Here is a 21,106-nt window from a genome sequence, read left to right as displayed (position 1 = left end):
ATATTCCCTAACGGATTATTAACGGTTTACGGGCCATTTACCTCCTGAAATCAGGAGTTATATCCATGTCAAAATCCACTCGCTCGCTATTGCTCGCTGCTGCGGCACTGACGCTGCCGATGACATTGGCTGCGTGCGGCAGCAATGAAGACAATGCCGCCGAACTGGCCGAGCTGGACGATAATCTGACGGCGGATCCGGCGATGAATGATGCGCTGGAAGATTCCATCCTGGTGGATCCCGATCTGGCCGATCAGTCCAACAGCAATGCGGTCCGCAGCGCCAATGGTGCCATTGACGGCGCCGTGCCGCCCGCTGCGGGTACCGCTGGCTCTGCCGTTACCGGCAAATTGCTCAGCGCACCCAAGCCGCGCAATATGACGTCGGACGATGAATGCACCAGCTGCGGGGGATCCGGACAGGGCATGACTCTCGGCGCCAAGGCGGAGCAGCAGTCGGCGCAGCGCGGCAAGGGAACCTGCGACCAGAAGCTCAGCTATGACATGGGCTGGGCCAACCGCATGCCACCCGAATTCCCGGTTTATCCGCGAGCCAATGTGAAAGAAGCGGCTGGTGTCGAAGGCGGCCTGTGCGATATTCGCGTCGTCAGCTTTTCGACCGCATCTTCGATCAAGAATGTCGTGGACTATTATTACACCCAGGCCAAAAATAGCGGCTACAGTGCGGAATATCTGCTGCGCGGTGCCGAACATGTCCTGGGCGGAACCCGCAGCAGTGATGACGGCGCCTTTGTGATCACGCTGAACAAGCGCGCCGGTGGCGGTTCGGTTGTCGATATCGTGGCCAGCAACGGCCGCTGATCGGGGCACAGAACATGTCCGGACTTCGCATTTCATAAAATCCGGACCGGGGCAGTTTCGGCTGCCCCTTTTTTGCATTTTTGCTGTGGTCGAACCCTATTCCCGGTAGCTGCCGCCGCCGTCGACGGTGATGTCATTGGCGGTCGTGAAGCTGCTCGCATCGCTGGCCAGCCAGAGCATCGCATTGGCGACCTCCACGGCCTGCCCGACCCGGTTGATCGGATGATTGCGGTTGAACACTTCGACCGCCTCGTCATGCGGTCCGGGATAGGCCGCGAGGTAGCGCTGGTACATCGGCGTGTCGATCGCGCCGGGATGGACCGTGTTGACGCGTACGGGATATTTTTCTGCCGCGCAGTGCAGCGCCAGGGACTTGCTGAGAGAGGTGACCGCTGCCTTGCTGGCGCAATAGGCGGCAAATTGCGCCCCGGGACGCATCGCCAGCATCGAGCCGATATTGACAATCGCGCCGTCTTCCCCGCTCTCGATGATCGCCGGCAGACCCACCCGGCAGCCGTAAAATGTGCCCTGCAAATTGATGTCGATGGTCCGGTTCCAGCTGTCGAGATCAACCTCGTCCGCCGACCCCGGCTCGGAAATGCCGGCGACGTTGAACAATGTCGTCATCTTGCCGAATTTCGCCTTTGTGGCGTCGACCGCGGCCTGCCACTGATCCAGATCGCGGACATCCAGTTCGACCGCGGCGGCGCGTTCGCCCAGCGCTTCGGCATGCGCCTTCGCCTTGTCAATCTGGATATCGGCCAGCATTACCGAGCCGCCCTCTTCGACGAACCGCTGTCCGGCGGTCCCGCCAATACCTTCCGCGCCGCCTGAAATCAGTGCGACTTTTCCGTCCATCATGCCCATATGTCAGTCCTGTCTTTTGTCAAAGGTGAGCGGCAAATTGGTCAGCCCGCGCAGCATCATGTTGGGCGGATAGGTGAGCTCCGCACCTTCCTTGATCCGGATATTGTCGATACGTTTGGCAAATTGCTGGAACGACACGGTCATTTCCTTGCGCGAGAGCATGTTGCCGACGCACATGTGGATGCCTTTGCCAAAGGCGAGATGCGTGCGGGCATTCTTGCGGTCGACCTGGAACTCGTTCGGGTTCTCGAACTGTTTCGGATCGCGATTGGCCGCGTGATAGCGCATCATCACCATTGCGCCCTTGGGCAGCATCACGCCGCCCAGTTCCGCATCGCGGTGCATAACCCGCCAGATGCCCGACGATCCGCTTGACATGCGCAGCACCTCCTCCACCGCATTGGGGATTAGCGAGGGATCATCCTGGATCTTTTTATACTGATCCGGATTGGTCGCAAACAGCCGCAATCCTTCGGCGAGGGCGGCCGTGGTGGTCTCGTTGCCCGCGACCATCAGCTGCTGAACAATGGAAAGCGATTCGGCATCGTCCAGCGGCCGTTCGCCATCAACCCGGGCATTGACCAGGTCCGAGAGAATGTCCTCCTGTGCCTGCTTGCGCCGCTCGTCCATATTGGCTTTCAGCGCATGCTGATATTCCACGACTTCACGCTCGGTCTCGAGCTGGCGTTCGCGGGTCATCATGCCCGACAGCCGGTCGACAAAGGCATTGGTCCAGCGCTTGATCGTATCGGCATCCGCGACATCCAGACCGAGCTGCCCGGCAATGGTCTTCACTGGCATCGGGATCGCATATTCGCTGACGAACTCGCATTCGCCCTTGTCGATGAAACCGTCGATCAGCTCATTGGACATGGCCCGAATGCTGTCTTCGAGCTTGTTCACCTTCGGCATGGAAAAGGCCAGATTGACCAGCTTGCGAAAGCGTGTGTGACGCGGCTGGTCGGCGGTGAGCAACGTGTCGACCTGCGGCCAGCCTTTCGACTGGATCGCCTGCAGCTCTTCGTCATTGTCGAGTTCTTCCTTTGATTTCCCACCCGAAAGAAGCGCATTGAAATTGTTGGAAAAATCATCGAGCCGCCCGACCGCTTCGGAGATCAGGTCATAATCAAGCACGATATAGGTGCCACTGGCTTCGTCGAAGAAGACCGGATTGTCCTTGCGCTGCTCTTCATAAAACTCAAATGGATCAACAAGGATATCTGGCTGAAAGAGCGATTTGCTGGCGACTTCGTTCATGGTTCTGTTCCCGGGATTTCAGTCAAAGGCCGGTGTGGGCATGCCCTGGTCATTATAGACCGGGCCTTCTGCATCCACGCGATATTTGGCGCTGACCGCATTGGTCAGCCCGAATTTCCCGATATGATCGCGCATGCTGGCATAATGCACATCCTGGAAATGCTGGGCGAGCGCTTCTTCGCTGGTCCATTCCTCGAACACCTCGATCCGCGCGGGGTTGTTGAGGTCGGCGCACCAGCTGTAGCACAGGCAGCCTTCCTGCGTCAGCGCGCCGTCGATATAGGGCTGCCCGGTTTTCAGGCATTCCTCGCGTTGTGCGGGATCCACATCGATATGGGCCGCGATCAGTATTTTTGCCATAAAGGCATCCCTCCTAAAGCTTTTGTCCGCCCAGCTGGGCGACAACATTGAATATGCGTTTGCTGTACAGCCACTGGCCGTCAATCTTGACGAACTCGTCGTCATAGCGTCCGCCGGCAATACGCGGTTCGCCTTTCTCGACCAGGATCTCGTGGGTCTGGTAGCGGCCCGAAGCCGTGTCTCCGGTCACCTCAAGGCTCCCGGGAATCCCGAGAAAGCTGACCGCATCAAAGGCACTCATCGCCCCGTTCCACAAATTGACGATATTCTCGCGTCCGACCACTTCGGTGCCCATCAGCGACCAGACTGCATCTTCGGTCCACAAGGCCCCCCAGTCATCCGGGTCGTTGCGCAGCACGGCATCGCAATAGCTGTCATGCAGTTCCCGGATTGCCAGCCGGTCTTCAATTGGTCCAGAAAACATCTGTCCATCCTCTCCTTTTTGTGGAGCGGATTACACGGCAAAAGCCGCGTGCTGGCAAGCTGCCATAAGTGCTAGCCTTTAAGTACTCCTGCGCAGGCAGGAGTCCATCTCCTGTTCCTTTTGGGTGCGCGAAGACATCCGTCTTCGCTTGGCTGGTACCGTAGCTGGCCCGGATGGGTCAGCGCAGCGAGCGTGAGCGAGCAAAAAAGCCGCTTCAATCGCCGCTGATTCGCTCAATGTCCGCACCGACGGCTGCGAGCTTTTCCTCGAACCGTTCATAGCCGCGGTCGAGATGGTAGATCCGCTGCAGCCGGGTTTCCCCTTCGGCGGCCAGTCCGGCAATCGCGAGGCTCATCGAGGCGCGCAGGTCTGTCGCCATGACCGGGGCACCGGTCAGCTTTTCAACACCGCGTACCACGGCCGTCCGGCCTTTGGTTTCGATGTCCGCGCCCATGCGGTTGAGTTCCGGCACGTGCATGTAGCGGTTCTCGAAAATGGTTTCGGTCAATACAGACGCGCCGTCGGCAAGACAGAGCATCGCCATCAGCTGGGCCTGCATATCGGTGGCGAGACCGGGATAGGGGGCGGTCGAAAGGGTCAGTGGCTGAAGCTTGCCATTGGCAGCGACCTTGATCCCCTTGGCATGCGGCTCGACATGCAGACCGGCCTGGCGCAGGGCATCGAGCGTGGCTTCCATCTCATCCGCTTTCGCCGCCAGCAGATCCACTTCACCGCCGGCAATTCCCACGGCACAGGCATAGCTGCCTGCCTCGATCCGGTCCGACATGACGCGGTAGGTGCAGCCATGCAGCCGGTCCACGCCGTGGATGACCAATGTGGACGAGCCGATACCTTCGATCTCTGCCCCCATCGCGACGAGCATCTGGCACAGGTCGACAATTTCCGGCTCCCGCGCGGCATTTTTGAGGGTGCTGGTGCCCTTGGCCAGAACCGCCGCCATCAGCGCATTTTCGGTGGCGCCCACGGACACGACGGGGAAGGTGAACTCGCCGCCCGTCAGCCCGCCATCCGGCTGCCGCGCGGTCACATATCCGCTGGTGGTTTCCAGTTCCGCGCCCAGCGCTTCAATCGCCTTGAGGTGGAGGTCAATCGGCCGGTTGCCGATCGCGCAACCGCCCGGCAGCGACACGCGGCATTCACCGGCCCGGGCGAGCAGCGGTCCCAGAACCAGGATTGACGCGCGCATCTTGCGGACAATGTCATAGGGGGCTTCGGTCGAGGTGATCTTGCCGGCTTTGAGCGTCATCACCCGCCCGAAATCCTCCGGCCGCGCGCCTTCGATGGTGGTTGAGACACCGAGCTGGTTGAGCAAGTGCCCGAAACTGTCGACATCGGCGAGCCGCGGCAAGTTGCGCAGCGTGACCGGCTCGTCGGTCAGGAGCGCGCAAGGCAGCAGGGTCAGGGCGCTGTTTTTGGCCCCGGAAATCGGAATGGTGCCGGACAGCGTCTTGCCACCGCGTATCGAGATAATATCCATCGCGCCGGTTTAGCGAAAAGCGGCCGCTGCGCAAGTCCGGTCGGTGGAGGCGAACCCACAAAAAACCCCGCCGCCATATTCTGGCAGCGGGGGTCTTGGTGACGAAGAGGTTTTTCCGCTGAGCCTTAAAAGGATCCGCTGACCGTGAGGCCGAACTGGCGTCGTTCCGGTGGCGTGATCGCAAAAGCACGAGGCCGTTGTCCATTGATCTGCGGTGCTGCAAAATCCACATAGCGCAAGATGCCACGCGGGGTGTCATCCTGGAACGCATTCTTGACCCAAAAGCGAACGGTCAGATTATCGTTCCGGAACCCTGCCGCGAAATTGGCCTTGGTCGAGTCTCCCGTTTCCGCAAGGTTGTGAATCTGCGCGAAAAAGGAAGAACGATAGATCAGGTCGCCGCGCGCGAAGAAGCGCCATTCGCTGTCGCCCAAGGGAATATCCAGCGCCGTGCTGAAGGTTGCCTGATGCTTCGACACCAGTGGTGGTGTCTGGCCGGCAAGATCGGCAAATGGCGCACAGGGCGTCGGTCCGGTTGTCAGTGATCCATCGCCCAAAGTCTGGCCGGCATCGAGTGTTGTCGCGGGATTTGCGCAACCACCTGTGGTGACGATTGTACCGCCGGGGTTGTTCGGATCAGGAGCCGTCCCGGTACCGGTTGATCCGCCAAGCAGCAAGGCCTGATCGGCGCTGGAGCCGTTGACAATTTCCGCGTCGATATAAGCGTAGGTGCCAGAGAATGTCAGCCAGTCATTGACTTGCCAGACCGCATCGAGTTCCAGACCCCAGATCTCCGTGTCACCAACATTGTCGCTGAAGGAGTTTACGCCCCCTGCCCCGGTGGTGAAGGTGCTTGTCAGCACCTGATCGGAATAGTCGATATAGAAACCGGCGGCGTTGAATATCAGACCATCGACCGGCGAAGACTTCAATCCGACTTCATAGTTTTTCAGTCGCTCCTCATCAAAGGTTGTGGACGGAGCATCAAGGGAGTTGAACCCGCCTGGCGAGTTGCCTTCCGAATATTTGGCATAGACCAGGGTCTGATCATCAATCTGATAATCCACTGTGATGCGCGGCAGAACGGAATTGAACACCGCGTTGCGCACGGCACCGTCACCGGCAATGATCCGGTCGGGATTGGTCGCACCTGGGAACAGGTCGCCCAAGCGGTAAGAAGCGCCGGGACGGGTCCCAATCTCATCGCGCGCAACTCGCAGTTCACCACCAATTGTCAGCTGATCGGTTACATCAAATTCGACCAGTCCGAAAAGCGCGAGGTTGGTGGTGACGTCGGTTTCGGCGACATTGTCGAAACCAAATTCCGTCTGTTTGCGGCCATAGGTTGTGCCATTGCTAGTGTCGTCGAAGAAAAATCCGCCAATTTCCGCCCGGATCCGTTTGTCTTGCGGGGAAGCGAAGCGCAGTTCGGCAGAAATTGCCTCACGTTCGACTTCGGAATCTGTGTTGAACGGGGAAGCGCCGAAAAGGCAGTCGGGGATGAAATTGGCACAGACGAATGGCGATGTGATGAACAAGGCAGTCTGATCATTAAACGTCTGGTCGGTGCCTGTCCGTTCCGTGATGTCGGTGTATCCGAACAATGCTGTCGCGGTGAAGCCCGAATCACCCAACTCTGCCGTTGCCGTCGCAATGAAGCGGTTCGCTTTGCGATTGAGGCCGGGCTCAATGAGCTCGTCGGTATTCAGACCGATGGGTTCGCGCAACTCCACTTCGCCCTGGAAATAGCCACGACTGCCGGCTGTAAACACGTTGTTGAAAGTCGCGTCCTGGAGGCCGATGGGGTAGTGATCGTCGTCATCTTCGGTGCGCAGGTAGATGACGTTGGCTTCAAAACCGTCAGCCTCATAGGTGAGACCGGCAGAAATTGTCAGCGTTTCCTGTCCCAGATCATTACCGGTGACGGCATTGGTGTAATCACCTCCGAAGCTCGCATATTTTCCTGAAATGAAACCGCTCAGTCCATCTGCAATCGGTCCGGAAACCCGGCCGAATACTTCATAGTCTTCGTGGGTTGCGGCGGTCACTTCAAAATCCACGCCCCACTCGTCATTTGGACGCTTGGAAACGTAGTTGACGGCCCCGGACAAGGTTCCCCGGCCAAAAACAGCACTCTGGGGTCCCTTGATTACTTCCACGCGCTGATAGTTTTCGAGGTCGAGTGCGGTCGATGCACCGATAAAGGGCACACCATCGATAAAGAAACCGACCTTGCCTTCCGAGATCAGAATATTGGAAGCACCGCGAATAACCGGCCGGTCCGCATCCCGGCCAAAAGCGGATTGCAACTGGAACCCGGGTGTGAAATCAGACAGCTCTTCCAGTCCGGCAATATTGGCATCATCAATCAGCTGCTCGCCAAAAACGCTGACAGCCACCGGGATGTTCTGCAGGTTTTCTTCTTTCTTCCGTGCCGTGACGATAATGACATTGTCGTCGGACGCACCCTCGGCCGTATCCTGTGCATAGACTGGGCCGCTGGCCAATATGGTAGCGCCTAAAAGCGATGCCTTGAGCAAAATTTTCATTGTTGATGTCTCCCTCGATGGGCACAACTTCTGCCCATGTTCCTACAACTGGTTCTCAATATTCGCAGAATTTGTCCAGACAAATTTTGTTGTCCAGACAAATGGTTGGAAATATGTTGCAATGATGTCACATGGGATTGACTTGCGGGCGATGTCTGACCCCAAAAAGAAAGCCGCCAGAACGGCGGCTTTCCTGCGGTTATCGGGAGTGTGCTTCTAGCGGAACGTGAAGTTCGCCCGGACACCGAACTGGCGCTTGTCGCGCAGGCCGACCCTTGCGCCCTCGCGTGTGAAATCGAAGAACCCGCCCGGCAATGTTCGCGTTCCGAAGCTGGTGTCGGCGAAATTCTGGGCCGTTGTTGGCGCATCTTCGTTGAACAGGTTGGTCACGAAAAACTCGAGACCATAATTGTCACCGCGCAGTCCGAGCCGGACATTCACGTCGGTCGCTTCCTCCACCTGGGCCACATTGGCGTTACTGATGAAATATTCACCGGTAAAGAACACGTCCGTCCGCAAGAACCAGCTGTCGAACCCGGGTATCGCGTCGAAGCTGTCTTCATAGGTTGCGCCCAGAGACCAGGTGATTGGCGGGAAGCGCGGGGCTTCCTGCCCGGTGACATCGGCCGCCGGGCCGAAAATGTCGCCAAAGTCTCCGGTTCCGCCATTTTCCGGGAAGGAGTCGATGGTGGAATTGATATAGGCAAAGGACCCTTGTACCGACAGATTCTCGCTGACATTGAACACGGCATCAATCTCTACGCCGTAGATGTTGGTGCTGGCACCGTTGGAGGTGAAATTAACCGTACGTTCCGGATTGGGCGCATTCGGGCTGGTATCGACCACCGTTTCAATGGAAGTGAAAATCTCGTCGCTGCGTTTCATGTAAAAGGCCGCGACATTGAAGGCAAAAATGCCGTCCGGATGCTGCTGTTTCCAGCCCAGCTCGTAATTGGTCAGCTGTTCCTCGCCGAAAATGGTATTGGCCTCCGGTGCCTTGGCCGCGAGTTCCGCCAGCTGGACCGCATCAAGCTCCGCAATTTGCGGGTTGAATCCGCCGGGCAGGTTGCCCTCACTGTAGGTGGCATAGATGGTGGTGTAGTCCGTCGGCTGATAGCGCAGCGTGGCACGGGGCAGAAAGCTGTCAATCTTCGCAGGGGATATCGGAGTGGCAAGACCGGCATTGACGTCGCCAGCGCTGATTTCATCTTCCTGATATCGGCCCTCAAGTGTGATCGAGAGCTGATCCGTGAACTGATAATCGATGGAGCCGAAAAAGCCGAGCGTCTGGGCACCGGATGTAAACGGGTCGGACCGGAAAATATCGCCGAAGAAAATCGGTGCTCCGAAAAAGTTCGCCACACCGCCCAGCTCCGCAATGTCGATATCGACATAGCTCGCCCCGACGGAGACATTCAGACTGTCATCGAGAAAGGAACCGGAAAGGCGGCCCTCAATCGTATAATCCTCGGTTTCACGGGCAGTGAAGCCGGTGAACGAGACATCGGGTGTGGTGTCAAAATCGGCGAAGAAACCGAAATTTTCCTTGTTATAGCCCCCGAGGAAACTGAACTGGATATTGTCTGTCAGGTCCACGCTACCCGCAGCGCTCAAGCGCAGGGCATCGAGATTCAGGCCAAAACTGTCGACCGTGGTCGGGTTATATTTGAAGTCGAATATGGCATCGGTGGGATCAGAGCGCCCGTCATTCAGGAACCCGAGAAAGGCCTGGATATCCGCAGCCGAGGAGTTGAGGCCAATTTCGGCCGCCGTCGGCATGGTGATCCGCCCGCGGAAAACCGATTCCGTCCGGGTGCCGTCACGCGGCGCCGGCTGAACCCCGTCGTTCAGGTCAACCGTCCCGTCCGGATTGAGCAGGAATCCGCCAAAATTGTGGAAGGCGGTACCAAAAGAGGCCACCGCGGCCGCCGGGCCGTCATCAATTTCCTGATAGGAGCCGCGCAGTTTCAGGCGGAAGCCGTCACTCGGTTCGATCAGCACCGATCCGCTGATCGTCCACTGCTGCTCATCACCCAGTCGCTGGCCGGGCACGGCCACATTGGCGAAATGCCCCTGTTTGTCGCTGTAATTGCCGCTCAGGCGGAAGGACAGGCCATCCGTGATCGGACCTTCAATACCCGCAGCCACCCGATATTCATCGCGTGTCGCCACCGTTGCATCCAGATCCACGCGAAACTCGTCGCTCGGATCCTTGGTCACATAATTGATTGCACCGGCAAATGTGTTCCGGCCAAAGAGTGCGGATTGCGGACCCTTGATCACCTCGACCCGCTGCAATTCGTTCACGCCAATGGTTTCAATACCGCCGCTGAGATAGACCCCGTCAAGGAACACCGTTGCGGTCTGCTGCAGCGGGTTGCCGCTAAGCACCGAGATGCCGCGAAACCGCGGCGTGCTGTTGATACGGGCAAAGCCGTTGGTATTCTGACCGCCTGCCTCGACAAAGGCGCCCGGCGTCACTTTTGTCACTTCGGTAATGTCTGTAAAGCCGCCCTGTTGCAGCTCCGCCTCCCCGACAACCGAAACCGCGAGCGGGGCATCGAGAAGCGTTTCTTCCTTCTTTCGGGCTGTCACGATGATCACGTTGGAGTCGTCATTTTCCGCGCCGCTGGCGTCGTCCTGGGCCAGAGCAGGCATGCTGGTCATGACCGTGGCCGACATCAGCATAAGTTTCAGCGTGGATCTCATTTTATTCTCCCTGAAGAAATTTGTCCGGACATTTGTGCAAACAATTCTCATCAGCAAAGGAATTTGTCCAGACAAATTATTTTATTGTGCGAGATCGGGGGCGGACTGTTACCAAAATACAACTATTGTGGACGGCAGGCGCAATAAGTTGCACCGTGCGGCAGGCGCACGGCAGGCATTGGTCTATTATAGTGGTTGTGTTGCCCTATCAGTCGCGCAGCAGGCCAAGGGCAGCGTAGGCGGCATCCGTCGTCGGTTGTGCCAGGGTCCGGGCCCGTTCTGCCCCGTCGCGCAATATCGCGTCGATAGCCGAGGGATCCTGGCGCAGCGCATCAAACCGGTCACGGATCGGCGCCAGCTTCGACACTGCAAGGTCGGCCAGGGCCGGTTTGAAGTCTCCGAATCCCTTGCCGGCAAATTCTGCCAGGACCTTTTCTCCGCTACTGTCGGCCAGTGCGGCATAGATTCCGACCAGGTTGCTCGCCTCCGAACGGCCGTCCAGTTCGTCCAGCGTTTCGGGCAAAGGCTCCGGATCGGTCCGCGCTTTGCGAACTTTTTTCGCGATGGTGTCATCATCGTCAGTCATGTTGATCCGGCTGAGGTCCGACGGGTCGGATTTCGACATTTTGGCATTGCCGTCCCGCAGCGACATGACCCGGGCGGCGGTTTCGCCAATAAACGGCTCCGGTGGCGTGAAGACGTCCTTGCCGGTGTCATTGTTGAATTTCGCGGCAATGTCGCGGGCCAGTTCGAGATGCTGCTTTTGATCTTCGCCGACGGGCACATGGGTTGCCTGGTAAATCAGGACATCGGCAGCCTGCAGGACCGGATAGCCATAGAGGCCCAGCGAGCTGCGCTGCTTGTGCTTGCCTGATTTCTCCTTGAACTGGGTCATCCGGTCGAGCCAGCCCATCGGCGTGTTGCAGATCAGCAGCCAGGCCAGCTCGGCATGCTGCGGAACGCGGGCCTGGTTGAACAATATGGACTTTTCCGGATCGACTCCGGCTGCGACCAGTGCGGCCACCATTTCGCGACAATTGGCCGACAGTTCTGCCGGATCATTGTAGACGGTAATGGCATGCAGGTCGGCCAGGAAAAACAGGCATTCGCTCTGCTCCTGCAGCTTCACCCAGTTCTTGATGGCTCCCAGATAATTGCCGAGGTGGAGATTTCCCGTGGGCTGAATGCCCGAAACCGTGCGCATGTTCATTGTTCCTCTGTTGCCGCTTTTTCGGCTGCCTTCTTTTTGGTGAGCATCATGATTTTTTCGCGATCGACCGCGCCGGTGATCCACGCGAGAGCCGCATAGACCAGTCCGCCGGCGCTGACCAGAGCGGCGATCGACCCGACCCTTTGCCAGATATTGCCACCATAGAGATGGTCACCGAGCGGCTGGCCGTAATAGAGCACTGCCGCCATGCCGACAGCCGACAGGGTGATCCGGACAATCCGGCCCAAAAGGACCAGTTCCAGATGATAATGTCCGCGCGTGTGCAGCATGAAATAGAGCATCGCACAATTACACCAGGCCGCTACGGCGCCCGCAAAGGCCAGCCCGACAATGCCGAACCGGGGGATCAGAAGCAGGTTGAGGCTGATGTTGATAAGCAACGAAATGCCTGCGGTGTAAACGGGAGTGCGCGTATCCTTGCGCGCGAAAAAGCCGGGGATCAGAACCTTGACCAGCACATAGGCGGGCAGTCCGACGACCAGAGCGGCGACTACTTGTGCGGTGGTCTGGCCATCAGCCGCCTCGAAATTCCCGCCCACGTAAAAGGCGGTGACCAGCGGACCGGCGGCGAAGAACAGCGCGAGGGCGGCCGGGATGGTGAGCAGCATGGCGAGCTCAATCGCATTGCTCTGAATGCGCTGGGCTCCGGCCTGGTCATCCCGCGCAATGAACCGGGACAGGGCCGGCAATATGGCGGTGCCCAGAGCGATGCCGATAATCCCCAGCGGCAACTGGTTCAACCGGTCCGCCATGGCCAGATAGACGAAGCTGCCTTCGGGCAGGCGCCCGAGAAAGAACAGGTCGACAAAGCGGCTGATCTGGTAGATTCCGGCACCAAATACCGCCGGGAGAATGAGAATGCCGAGTTCCTTGATGTCGGTCGTGATTTTCGGCTTGCGAACCGCAAAGGCAAATCCGGCCTTGCGCGCCCAGTAGTAGAGCCACAGCAGTTGCAGCAGACCGGCCGAAGCGACACCGACGGCCAGGAAATAGGCCGCTTGCCGCGTGTCAGATCCGCCGCTCATCCCGTAGGAGATCAGTAGCGCCGTGATCATGCAGACGTTCAGCATGATCGGTGCGGCGGCAGCGGCAGCAAAGCGGCTGACCGAATTCAGAATGGCGGCGAACAGGGTCGTCAGGCTGATCAGCGCGAGATAGGGAAAGGTGATACGCGCCAGCGATATCGTGAAGGGTGTTGTCCGCCCGCCCTCGCCAAAATCGTCGATCAGCCAGATGATCCCCGGCATGGCGAGCATCATGATGGCGGAAAAGACCAGCAATATCGGCACGAACACCGACAGCACGTCGATCGCAAAATTCTGAGCCGCCGAGCGCTGCTCGTCCTCTTCCATCTTGCGGTTGAACAGCGGCACGAATGCGGCCGAAAAGGCGCCTTCGGCAAACAGCCGCCGGAAAATATTGGGAAGCTGGAACGCCAATTGCCAGGAATCGGCAGCTGCACCCGCGCCGAGCACGCGAGCGAGTATGATATCCCGGACAAATCCGAATATCCGGCTGACCATCGTCAGCCCTGCTATGGTTCCTGTGGACTTGAGCAGATTCATGCTCTCATCCTGCCCGGGCCTGTCAGGCGTTCCCGACCGGCTGCTCACCCGTTTGCTGCGCCGCCATCTGCTCGCGCTGCTGCATGTAGAGGGCGGTGAAATCAATCGGCTCCAGCATCAGCGGCTGGAAGCCGGCATCGCGGACGGCATCAGCAATGACCGCCCGCGCAAACGGGAAAAGCAGTCGTGGGGCTTCGGCGAACAGGAACGGATGGGCCTGGTCATCGGGAACGTTGCGCAAGCCAAACAGGCCGCAATATTGCAGCTCGATCTGAAACGCGATGCCAGCGTCGGCCTTGGCCACAACCTCGATCTTCAGTTCGACTTCCTGTACTTCATCGGTGACCTTGTTGGCACCGATATTGAACTGGACATCGATCTGCGGTTGCTCTTCCCACTGATACACGTCGGGGGCGTTCGGGTTTTCCACCGAAAGATCTTTCACATATTGTGAGATGACACCAATCTGGGGGCCGCTGTCGGCGCCATTGGTTGCCGGATCAGGGGTAGTAACATTGCCGTTTTCATCAACCATCAATCTGGTCCTTTCGGAATAAACACGATCTTGAACAAAGCGCGAAATGCCGCGCTGTTTGCAGCGCGCCTAGCAGGGGATTATCCGAAGGGCAATGATGGATGTCAGCGGGCGAAGATGCCGGATCCGGCGCAAGAGACGCGGCCAATTTCGTCATCGGGGGTTCACAATGGAAAACCTAAACAGGCAAAAAACGGTGAACCGGCGCGTATGGAACGCGAAAGGCATTTGAAACCGGGCCATTTCCTGCCTATGTAGGGGGAAATAAAGATATTGGAGTTATCGTGACTATTGAAATAGTTCTTCTGGCGATGGTTGCGGCCTTTCTGGGCCTGCGTCTCTATTCCGTTCTGGGAAAACGCACCGGCCATGAGCAGGAGCATACGCCGCGAAACATAGAGAACAGCTTGGATAAGCGCCCACAGGACAGCATTGGCACGGACCGGCGGGAAACCCCTGTTCCCGATATCGGACCGGCCCCTAACACTCCCGTCCCGGCCCCGACCATGATTTACGATGCTGCTGCCGAATCGGGCATGCGGGCCATCCTCTCCGCCGACCGCAATTTTGATGCGGGCCGGTTCATGGAAGGTGCCCGGGCTGCCTATGGCATGATCCTGGAAGCCTTCTGGAAGGGCGACCGCGAAGAGCTCAAGGAACTGTGCGACGAAGATGTGTTCGAAAGCTTCGAGGCCGCCATCGATGCCCGCGAGGCCAATGGCGAAGTTCTCGACAACCGGCTCGTCCGGATTGAGGACGCCCGGATCGTCGATGCATCCTATGACCGGCCTGTCGCCCGGATCACTGTCCGTTTTGACGCGGACATTGCCGCTGTCGTGAAAGACAAGGACGGCAAGCTGATCGGTGGCTCGCTGTCAGACGCCGTCGATACGCATGATGTCTGGACCTTCATGCGCGACCTTTCCAGCGCCAGCCCAGCCTGGGTTCTTGACGAAACCGATGAAGCCTGAGTCCCGCGGGACCGGCGTTCATATCCTTTCTTCAACCCGGCCGATGACACGGTTGGCGGCCATGGCTGGCGGACTGCTGCTATTGTCGGCCTGTTCGGTATCGATCATACCCGAAGGCGCGCAACGCGCACCGGATCCGCCGCAAACCAGCGCACCGCAAAGATCAGAAGATCCGCCCACGCCTGCACCGACCGCTCAACCTCCTGCCAGAACACCGCAGGTTCCCCAGACAGCGGGCACCATCGAGCCGGTTCCCGAAACGGCAACCGCGCCTGATGCGGCCAAGGCTGATCGCGCAATTCTTGCCGGTTTTTCCGCCGGACCGGATATCCGCTCGCTCCGGATCCAGCCGATCAAGGCCGGTCCGGCGCTGCAGTCTTTCCGCACCAGCTGTCCGTCGCTCGTCCGTCGCACCGACAATAGCGGTCTGACCCGGGGAGAGGACTGGAAGCCCGCCTGTGACGCTGCGCGGGACTGGTCCGAAAATGATGCCGTGCGGTTTTTTGAAACACAGTTCGAAGCGGTTCGCATCGCCGATGGCAGGGCCTATGCGACCGGCTATTTCGAACCCCAGATTGCCGGATCCCGGGAGCGGGTAACCGGTTATGAAGTACCGGTCTACAAACGGCCACCCGATCTGCTCGACGTGGATCTGGGCCTGTTTTCGGATACGCTGAAAGACAAGCGCATTCGCGGCAAGATCGATGGCACCAAACTGGTTCCCTTTGCTGACCGCGGCGAAATTGACGACGGCGCGCTCGAAGGCCAGGGCCTCGAGATTGCGTGGGCGGCGGACTATATCGAGTTTTTCTTCCTGCAAATTCAGGGCTCCGGTCGCCTCGCCCTGCCTGACGGGTCGGTCATGCGGATCGGCTATGCCGGGCAGAACGGGCGGGATTATACCGGGATCGGCCGGGTGATGCGCGAGCGGGGCCTTCTCGCGGACGGCAAGACCAACATGCAGGGCATTGTCGAATGGCTGCGGGCCAATCCCGGAGAGGGCATGAAAATCATGCGCGAAAACCGCAGCTATATTTTCTTTCGTGAACTGACCGGGCCGGGACCGCTCGGCGCGATGGGACATCCCGTGGTCGGCCGGACGTCGGTGGCGGCGGACCGGCTGTTTGTTCCGCTCGGTGCGCCGGTATTTCTCGATCTGGAGCATAATATCGCCGATGGTCTCTGGATCGCGCAGGATACCGGCGGCGCAATCAAGGGCGCGAACCGGTTTGATACATTCTGGGGTGCCGGCAGCGAGGCGCGCGAAATTGCGGGCGGCATGTCATCCCGCGGACAGGCGCTGATATTCCTGCCGCGCGGTTCGCTGGCCCGCTTGCAGGCAGCATCCGGCACACCGGGCAACTGAGCGATGTCCGACCGGCCCCTGACCGCCGGAGAGAAGGCGTTGTGGCAAAAACTGGTGGAAACGGTGGAGCCGCTCGATCAGAAGCGGGTGCGCCGGCTGGATTCCCTGCCGGTTGCGAAGAAACTGCGCGAGGTCAAAGGCCCGATTACCGCAGCGACATTTGGCGGTGCCCCCCACCGGGCCATTTCGCTGAAAGACCTGGTGGCAATTCCGGAAAAGGCCGGGCTGGACGGCCACTGGGACCGTCGCCTGAGCAAGGGTGTGGTTCAGCCGGACGTCACCATTGATCTGCACGGACACACGCTGTCTTCTGCCCATGGCCGCCTCGACAGCGCACTGGAGCTCAGCATTTCGGCGGGCCACCGTGCCCTGTTGCTGATTACCGGCAAGTCGCGCAGCAGCGAGGAACGGCACCGCGAAGGCGGCCGCGGCGCGATCCGGGCGGCCGTGTCCGACTGGCTGGCCGCGTCCCGCCACGCGCCCTATATCGCAACCGTGCGACGCGCCCATCCACGCCATGGCGGAGCCGGCGCGCTCTACATCATTCTCCGCCGCCGGCGATAGATTTCGGGGCTCAGCCCAGCGCGCGCCGCACAATCAGGGCATAGATTTCAGCCAGCTGGTCGAGATCGGCAATGGCCACGGCTTCGTCCAGCTTGTGCATGGTCGCATTGCACAGCCCGAATTCCACAACCGGCACGATTTTGGAGAGGAAACGGGCATCGGATGTGCCGCCGCTGGTTGACAACTCGGGTTCGACACCGGTGACGTCGGTGATCGCCGTGGCGACCAGTTCCGATAATTCTCCCGGGGGTGTCAAGAAGGGCTCGCCCGAGATGACCGGTCTCAGTTTGCCGCCATGTTTTTCGACAATTTCGCGGATCATCTGGCTCAGCGAATCTCCGCTATGCTGGTCATTGAACCGGATCGACAGGCGGCCCTCGGCCCGGGCCGGGATGACATTATGGGCGGGATTGCCGACATGGAGATCGGTAAATTCGATATTGCTCGCCTGAAACCAGTCGGTGCCGCCATCGAGGTGCAGTTCGTCGATCTCGCTCAGGATTTTGCCCAGCCGCGTGATCGGATTGTCGGCGAGATGAGGATAGGCGACATGGCCCTGGGTGCCGTTGACCGTCACCCACATATTCACCGAACCACGGCGGCCGATCTTGACCATGTCGCCGAGACGATGGACAGATGTCGGCTCGCCGACCACGCACAGATCGGGCCGGATATTGCGCTCCGCCATCCAGTCCATCAGCGCGACCGTGCCAAAACGCGCCGGGCCTTCCTCGTCTCCGGTGATGATCAGGCTGATCGTGCCCAGATCCCGGGGCAGCTGGTGCAACGCGCTGACAAAGGCCGCGATGCTGCCCTTCATGTCAACAGCGCCCCGTCCGTAGAGCAGATCGCCGCGAATCTCCGGCGCGAAGGGATCGCTGTGCCAGCCTTCACCCGGCGGCACGACATCAAGATGTCCGGCAAAGGCAAAGTGCCGGCTGTCATCCGCGCCGCGCCGGATCGCGAACAGATTTTCCACCGCTCCGCCAAGATCCGCCTGTTCCGGCGCGTCGCCGGCGACAAATCGCGAGACTTCGAATCCCAGCGGCTCGAGCATCGATTCACATGTTTCGAAAACCGAACCGGTGGCCGGTGTGATGCTGGGACAGGCAATCAGGCTTTTCGCCAGTTTGACCGGGCTGGTGTCAGTCATGGCTCGGGTTCAACCCTTTGCCGTTTCGGGCTGTTCCAGCCGCTCAATCACCCAGGGTTCCTCCTCCGCTGCCTCCATCCACTGCACCATCCAGTCATGCTGGAGCATGGTGTCCATGTAGGTGGCGGCAAAGCTGGGCACCTGGAGCCCGTAGGTCTGGAAACGTGACACGACCGGCGCATACATGATGTCGACCGCGCCATAGGTGCCGAACAGAAACGGGCCACCTCCGCCAAAGCGGGCCCGCGCCTGCGCCCAGAGCTCCATGATGCGGGCGGCATCCTGCAACACTTCCGGTGTAAATTGCAGGCCTTCGTAGCGTTTGCGTGTGTTCATCGGACATTGCTTGCGCAGCGCCATGAAGCTGGAATGCATCTCGGCGGCCATCGACCGCGCCATGCCGCGCGCGCTTTCATCCTTGGGCCAGAAGCGGTCGCGATGGGTCTTGTCGGCCAGCCAGTCGATAATCGCGAGACTGTCCCAGATCACCGTTTCCCCGTCCCACAGGATCGGAACCTTGCCACCCGAGGGGGCAAAATTTTCGCTTTCGCGCACTTCGTCCCAGTCCTCGCCAAACAGGGGAACGGTCAGCTCTTCGAATGACAGGCCGGACTGTTTGCAGGCCAGCCATCCGCGCATCGACCAGCTGGAATAGGCTTTGTTTCCGATTATCAGTTTCATGGATTCGATCCTAACTCACTCAACAGCCCGGCGAAAGGCGGAACTTGTTGAACACCGGTTCGCAGTCCGGTCCGGTCCGGTTACGACTGGACCGATTCCAGTACCGCCAACCGGAGGTCCTCAATGCCCTGTTTCTTCTCCGAAGAGGTAATCAGCAGTTCGGGATGCGCCGCGGGATGCTTCCGTGCTTCGGCTTCCACCTGCTCCGCCATCTTGGCGAGCGCGTCTGATTTGACCTTGTCGGCCTTGGTCATCACAATCCGGTAGCTTACCGCCGCCTTGTCGAGCATGTCGAGCACGTCCTTGTCGGTGTCCTTGATGCCATGCCGGCTGTCGATCAGCACGAATGTCCGCTGCAGCACCTGACGGCCGCGGAGATAGTCGTTGATCAGGTAGCGCCACTTCTTGACGGTTTTCGGCGGTGCCTTCGCAAAGCCATAGCCCGGCATGTCGCAAATCCGGAAGATCAGCGGATCGCCGACATCAAAAAAGTTGAGCTCCTGTGTCCGGCCCGGCGTATTGGACGTGCGCGCGAGCCCGTTGCGGTTGGTCAGCGCATTGATCAGCGAGGACTTGCCGACATTGGAGCGGCCCGCAAAGGCGATTTCCGGGACCGAAGGATCGGGCAGGAACTGCAGCTGCGGCGCCGATTTCAGGAAAGATATCGGTCCGGAAAAGATTTTCGGATGGAGCGGTTCCACTCGCTATCCCTTGGCCTCGGCTTCTTTCCGGGCCTTCTCTTCGGCTTCCTTCGCCATCATTTCCTTGAGCTGCGGATGGCGCGAATAGAGCCATTTCTGCTGGATGATGGTGAGAATGTTGGAAACCGTCCAGTAGAGCTGCAGACCGGCGGCAAATGGCGCCATGATGAACACGAGGATCCAGGGCATGAAGCTGAAGATCTGCTGCTGGATCGGATCCATCTGCTGCGGATTGAGCTTGAACTGGAAATGCATGGTGATGCCCATCAGGATCGGCAATATGCCGACCGCCAGGAAACTGGGTGGATCGAACGGGATCAGACCGAACAGGTTGACGGGCGTCAGCGGGTCGGGAGCCGACAGATCCTTGATCCAAAGCATGAACGGCTGGTGCCGCATTTCAATTGACAGCATCAGCACCTTGTATAGCGCAAAGAATATCGGAATCTGCAGGAAGATGGGCAGGCAGCCGGCGAGCGGATTGACCTTCTCGTCCTTGTACAGCTTCATGATTTCCTGTTGCTGCTTCTGCTTGTCGTCCTTGTGTTTTTCCTGGATTTTTTTCATTTTCGGCTGCACCGCGCGCATCTGCGCCATGCTGGCGAATTGTTTCTGGGCAATCGGGAACATGATCCCGCGAACGACGAAGGTCATCAGGATGATCGCGACGCCGAAATTGCCGACCATTTCGAACAGCCAGTTGAGCAGATAGAAAAGCGGCTTTTCAAACCAGTAGAACCAGCCCCAGTCGATCGCCCGGTCGAGCAGGGTGATGTTATACTGCTCCTTGTAGGTGTCGAGCAGCGCGGTTTCCTTGGCACCAGCAAACAGTCTTGTGGTGGTTGTGAGAACCTTTCCGGGAGCGACAATCTGCGCATTCTGGCGGGAGATCTGGGCCTGATAGACATCTCCGCTGCCGGCGCGGAACTTGCCGTCAATTTTGGTGTCGGTCACCGGAATGAGCGCGCCGAGCCAGTATTTGTCGGTAAAGCCGATCCAGCCATTGGTGACATTTGCCGATACGCCGCTGGCACCGGCTTCCTCGACATCCTCATAATCGGTATCGAAATTGGCGGTTTCCTCGAACACGCCCATCGGACCGATATGGATGGTCCAGCTGTCCTGTTCGACGGAGGGAATGGTGTTCGGATTGCGGACCCGGCTGAGCAGACCGAAGGGATTGACTGCGATATCGGCCTCGCCGCGATTGGTGACGCTCTGTTCGGCGGTGACAAGATAATTTTCGTCGATCGACAGGGTGATCGCAAAGGACTGACCAGTGTCATTGTTCCAGCTCAGTGTCACCGGCGTTTCCGGCGTCAGCTTGCTCTGATCGGCGGACCAGACGGTCTTGTCACCGGGCAGCGCAATGTCTTTGCCGGCCCAGCCAAATCGGCTGAAATAGGCATTTTCGGTTCCCGATGGCGAGAATAGCCGGACCGGGTCACTGTCCTTGTCGAGGGCGACGCGGTAATCAGTGAGCGTCAGGTCATCGAAGCGCGCGCCCTGCAGATTGATGGAGCCCTTGAGCCGCGGCGTATCGATCAGGACGCGGGGATTTTCCCTGAGCACTGCGGCCAGCGGCCGGATCGTGCCGGCGACAGCGTCAGCGGCGATGTCATTCGCCCCCGTATCGGTGGAAACAGCGGGAGCCAGACCATCGGCACTTGCCGGATCAGCAGCCGGACTGGCGGCCTGTTCCGTGGCTTCGTTCTGGTTCACCATTTCGGGGAAGAACTGTTCCATCACCAGTGGCCAGCCAAACAGAATGATGCCGGTCAGCAGAACCGCCATGATGATATTGCGCTTGTCGTCCACTTTGATTCCTAAATGTCTCGTGATCTCATCAGATAT

The 21,106-nt window shown here is 59.0% G+C and carries 18 protein-coding genes; 4 read left to right on the top strand and 14 right to left on the bottom strand.

Going from position 1 to position 21,106, the window contains the following annotated elements; all coding sequences use genetic code 11:
* Positions 1 to 65: 65 nt before the first annotated feature.
* On the top strand, positions 66 to 821 hold the full coding sequence (locus tag BUQ90_RS02490) for a hypothetical protein (protein ID WP_239447335.1): 756 nt from the start codon (positions 66 to 68) through the stop codon (positions 819 to 821).
* Between the two features lie 96 nt (positions 822 to 917).
* On the opposite strand, the gene BUQ90_RS02485 is transcribed toward BUQ90_RS02490, so the two are convergent.
* From BUQ90_RS02485 to secB, 10 genes are all read right to left on the bottom strand, one after another.
* Positions 918 to 1,682: an SDR family oxidoreductase gene (locus BUQ90_RS02485; RefSeq protein ID WP_239447334.1), complete on the bottom strand. Its 765-nt coding sequence runs from the start codon at positions 1,680 to 1,682 to the stop codon at positions 918 to 920.
* 9 nt (positions 1,683 to 1,691) lie between these two features.
* Positions 1,692 to 2,945 (bottom strand): cytochrome P450, encoded by a 1,254-nt coding sequence (locus tag BUQ90_RS02480; RefSeq protein WP_074203560.1) that lies wholly within the window; start codon positions 2,943 to 2,945, stop codon positions 1,692 to 1,694.
* Positions 2,946 to 2,963: 18 nt separating this feature from the next.
* Positions 2,964 to 3,305 carry a putative quinol monooxygenase gene (locus BUQ90_RS02475; protein ID WP_074203559.1) on the bottom strand — a complete coding sequence of 114 codons (342 nt, stop codon included), beginning with the start codon at positions 3,303 to 3,305 and terminating at the stop codon, positions 2,964 to 2,966.
* A gap of 13 nt (positions 3,306 to 3,318) precedes the next feature.
* Complete coding sequence (locus BUQ90_RS02470) at positions 3,319 to 3,729, bottom strand: nuclear transport factor 2 family protein (RefSeq protein ID WP_074203558.1); 411 nt, start codon at positions 3,727 to 3,729, stop codon at positions 3,319 to 3,321.
* A 214-nt stretch (positions 3,730 to 3,943) separates the two neighbouring features.
* Complete coding sequence (gene murA / locus BUQ90_RS02465; protein WP_074203557.1) at positions 3,944 to 5,227, bottom strand: UDP-N-acetylglucosamine 1-carboxyvinyltransferase; 1,284 nt, start codon at positions 5,225 to 5,227, stop codon at positions 3,944 to 3,946.
* Between the two features lie 125 nt (positions 5,228 to 5,352).
* A complete protein-coding gene (locus BUQ90_RS02460; protein ID WP_074203556.1) occupies positions 5,353 to 7,776 on the bottom strand; it encodes a TonB-dependent receptor in 2,424 nt (807 codons plus the stop codon).
* 216 nt (positions 7,777 to 7,992) lie between these two features.
* Positions 7,993 to 10,485 (bottom strand): TonB-dependent receptor, encoded by a 2,493-nt coding sequence (locus BUQ90_RS02455; protein ID WP_074203555.1) that lies wholly within the window; start codon positions 10,483 to 10,485, stop codon positions 7,993 to 7,995.
* 208 nt (positions 10,486 to 10,693) lie between these two features.
* A complete protein-coding gene (gene trpS, locus BUQ90_RS02450; RefSeq protein WP_074203554.1) occupies positions 10,694 to 11,689 on the bottom strand; it encodes a tryptophan--tRNA ligase in 996 nt (331 codons plus the stop codon).
* A gap of 2 nt (positions 11,690 to 11,691) precedes the next feature.
* Positions 11,692 to 13,281: a murein biosynthesis integral membrane protein MurJ gene (murJ, locus tag BUQ90_RS02445; protein WP_074203553.1), complete on the bottom strand. Its 1,590-nt coding sequence runs from the start codon at positions 13,279 to 13,281 to the stop codon at positions 11,692 to 11,694.
* Between the two features lie 22 nt (positions 13,282 to 13,303).
* Positions 13,304 to 13,816, bottom strand: coding sequence for a protein-export chaperone SecB (secB, locus tag BUQ90_RS02440; RefSeq protein ID WP_074203552.1), 513 nt, complete (start codon positions 13,814 to 13,816; stop codon positions 13,304 to 13,306).
* Positions 13,817 to 14,127: 311 nt separating this feature from the next.
* Here secB and BUQ90_RS02430 point away from each other — a divergent pair, with 311 nt between their 5' ends.
* Genes BUQ90_RS02430 through BUQ90_RS02420 form a run of 3 tightly spaced genes read left to right on the top strand, consistent with a single transcriptional unit; the run spans position 14,128 to position 16,717 of the window.
* Positions 14,128 to 14,787, top strand: a complete 660-nt coding sequence (locus BUQ90_RS02430) for a Tim44/TimA family putative adaptor protein (protein ID WP_074203550.1) — start codon at positions 14,128 to 14,130, stop codon at positions 14,785 to 14,787.
* A gap of 43 nt (positions 14,788 to 14,830) precedes the next feature.
* On the top strand, positions 14,831 to 16,153 hold the full coding sequence (mltA, locus tag BUQ90_RS02425) for a murein transglycosylase A (RefSeq protein WP_074204824.1): 1,323 nt from the start codon (positions 14,831 to 14,833) through the stop codon (positions 16,151 to 16,153).
* 3 nt (positions 16,154 to 16,156) lie between these two features.
* A complete protein-coding gene (locus BUQ90_RS02420; protein WP_074203549.1) occupies positions 16,157 to 16,717 on the top strand; it encodes a Smr/MutS family protein in 561 nt (186 codons plus the stop codon).
* A gap of 10 nt (positions 16,718 to 16,727) precedes the next feature.
* Here BUQ90_RS02420 and dapE read toward each other — a convergent pair whose 3' ends face one another.
* From dapE to yidC, 4 genes are all read right to left on the bottom strand, one after another.
* The gene (gene dapE, locus BUQ90_RS02415; protein ID WP_074203548.1) at positions 16,728 to 17,870 is read right to left on the bottom strand and encodes a succinyl-diaminopimelate desuccinylase; all 1,143 of its coding nucleotides are present in this window, start codon (positions 17,868 to 17,870) and stop codon (positions 16,728 to 16,730) included.
* A gap of 9 nt (positions 17,871 to 17,879) precedes the next feature.
* A complete protein-coding gene (locus BUQ90_RS02410) occupies positions 17,880 to 18,551 on the bottom strand; it encodes a glutathione S-transferase family protein (RefSeq protein WP_074203547.1) in 672 nt (223 codons plus the stop codon).
* 80 nt (positions 18,552 to 18,631) lie between these two features.
* A complete protein-coding gene (yihA, locus tag BUQ90_RS02405) occupies positions 18,632 to 19,252 on the bottom strand; it encodes a ribosome biogenesis GTP-binding protein YihA/YsxC (protein WP_074203546.1) in 621 nt (206 codons plus the stop codon).
* Positions 19,253 to 19,255: 3 nt separating this feature from the next.
* Positions 19,256 to 21,070: a membrane protein insertase YidC gene (gene yidC / locus BUQ90_RS02400; protein ID WP_074203545.1), complete on the bottom strand. Its 1,815-nt coding sequence runs from the start codon at positions 21,068 to 21,070 to the stop codon at positions 19,256 to 19,258.
* Positions 21,071 to 21,106 lie beyond the last annotated feature (36 nt).

The organism is Parasphingorhabdus marina DSM 22363 (assembly GCF_900128895.1).
Taxonomy (GTDB): Bacteria; Pseudomonadota; Alphaproteobacteria; order Sphingomonadales; family Sphingomonadaceae; genus Parasphingorhabdus; species Parasphingorhabdus marina.
The sequence above is the reverse complement of the archived record's forward strand: the minus strand, read 5'-3'. Positions and strand labels throughout refer to the sequence as shown.

Excerpts from the sequence above, each read along its gene's own strand:
- BUQ90_RS02490 (WP_239447335.1), top strand. The coding sequence starts at position 66 with ATGTCAAAATCCACTCGCTCGCTATTGCTCGCTGCTGCGGCACTGACG.
- BUQ90_RS02485 (WP_239447334.1), bottom strand. The coding sequence starts at position 1,682 with ATGATGGACGGAAAAGTCGCACTGATTTCAGGCGGCGCGGAAGGTATT.
- BUQ90_RS02480 (WP_074203560.1), bottom strand. The coding sequence starts at position 2,945 with ATGAACGAAGTCGCCAGCAAATCGCTCTTTCAGCCAGATATCCTTGTT.
- BUQ90_RS02475 (WP_074203559.1), bottom strand. The coding sequence starts at position 3,305 with ATGGCAAAAATACTGATCGCGGCCCATATCGATGTGGATCCCGCACAA.
- BUQ90_RS02470 (WP_074203558.1), bottom strand. The coding sequence starts at position 3,729 with ATGTTTTCTGGACCAATTGAAGACCGGCTGGCAATCCGGGAACTGCAT.
- murA (WP_074203557.1), bottom strand. The coding sequence starts at position 5,227 with ATGGATATTATCTCGATACGCGGTGGCAAGACGCTGTCCGGCACCATT.
- BUQ90_RS02460 (WP_074203556.1), bottom strand. The coding sequence starts at position 7,776 with ATGAAAATTTTGCTCAAGGCATCGCTTTTAGGCGCTACCATATTGGCC.
- BUQ90_RS02455 (WP_074203555.1), bottom strand. The coding sequence starts at position 10,485 with ATGAGATCCACGCTGAAACTTATGCTGATGTCGGCCACGGTCATGACC.
- trpS (WP_074203554.1), bottom strand. The coding sequence starts at position 11,689 with ATGCGCACGGTTTCGGGCATTCAGCCCACGGGAAATCTCCACCTCGGC.
- murJ (WP_074203553.1), bottom strand. The coding sequence starts at position 13,281 with ATGAATCTGCTCAAGTCCACAGGAACCATAGCAGGGCTGACGATGGTC.
- secB (WP_074203552.1), bottom strand. The coding sequence starts at position 13,816 with ATGGTTGATGAAAACGGCAATGTTACTACCCCTGATCCGGCAACCAAT.
- BUQ90_RS02430 (WP_074203550.1), top strand. The coding sequence starts at position 14,128 with ATGGTTGCGGCCTTTCTGGGCCTGCGTCTCTATTCCGTTCTGGGAAAA.
- mltA (WP_074204824.1), top strand. The coding sequence starts at position 14,831 with ATGACACGGTTGGCGGCCATGGCTGGCGGACTGCTGCTATTGTCGGCC.
- BUQ90_RS02420 (WP_074203549.1), top strand. The coding sequence starts at position 16,157 with ATGTCCGACCGGCCCCTGACCGCCGGAGAGAAGGCGTTGTGGCAAAAA.
- dapE (WP_074203548.1), bottom strand. The coding sequence starts at position 17,870 with ATGACTGACACCAGCCCGGTCAAACTGGCGAAAAGCCTGATTGCCTGT.
- BUQ90_RS02410 (WP_074203547.1), bottom strand. The coding sequence starts at position 18,551 with ATGAAACTGATAATCGGAAACAAAGCCTATTCCAGCTGGTCGATGCGC.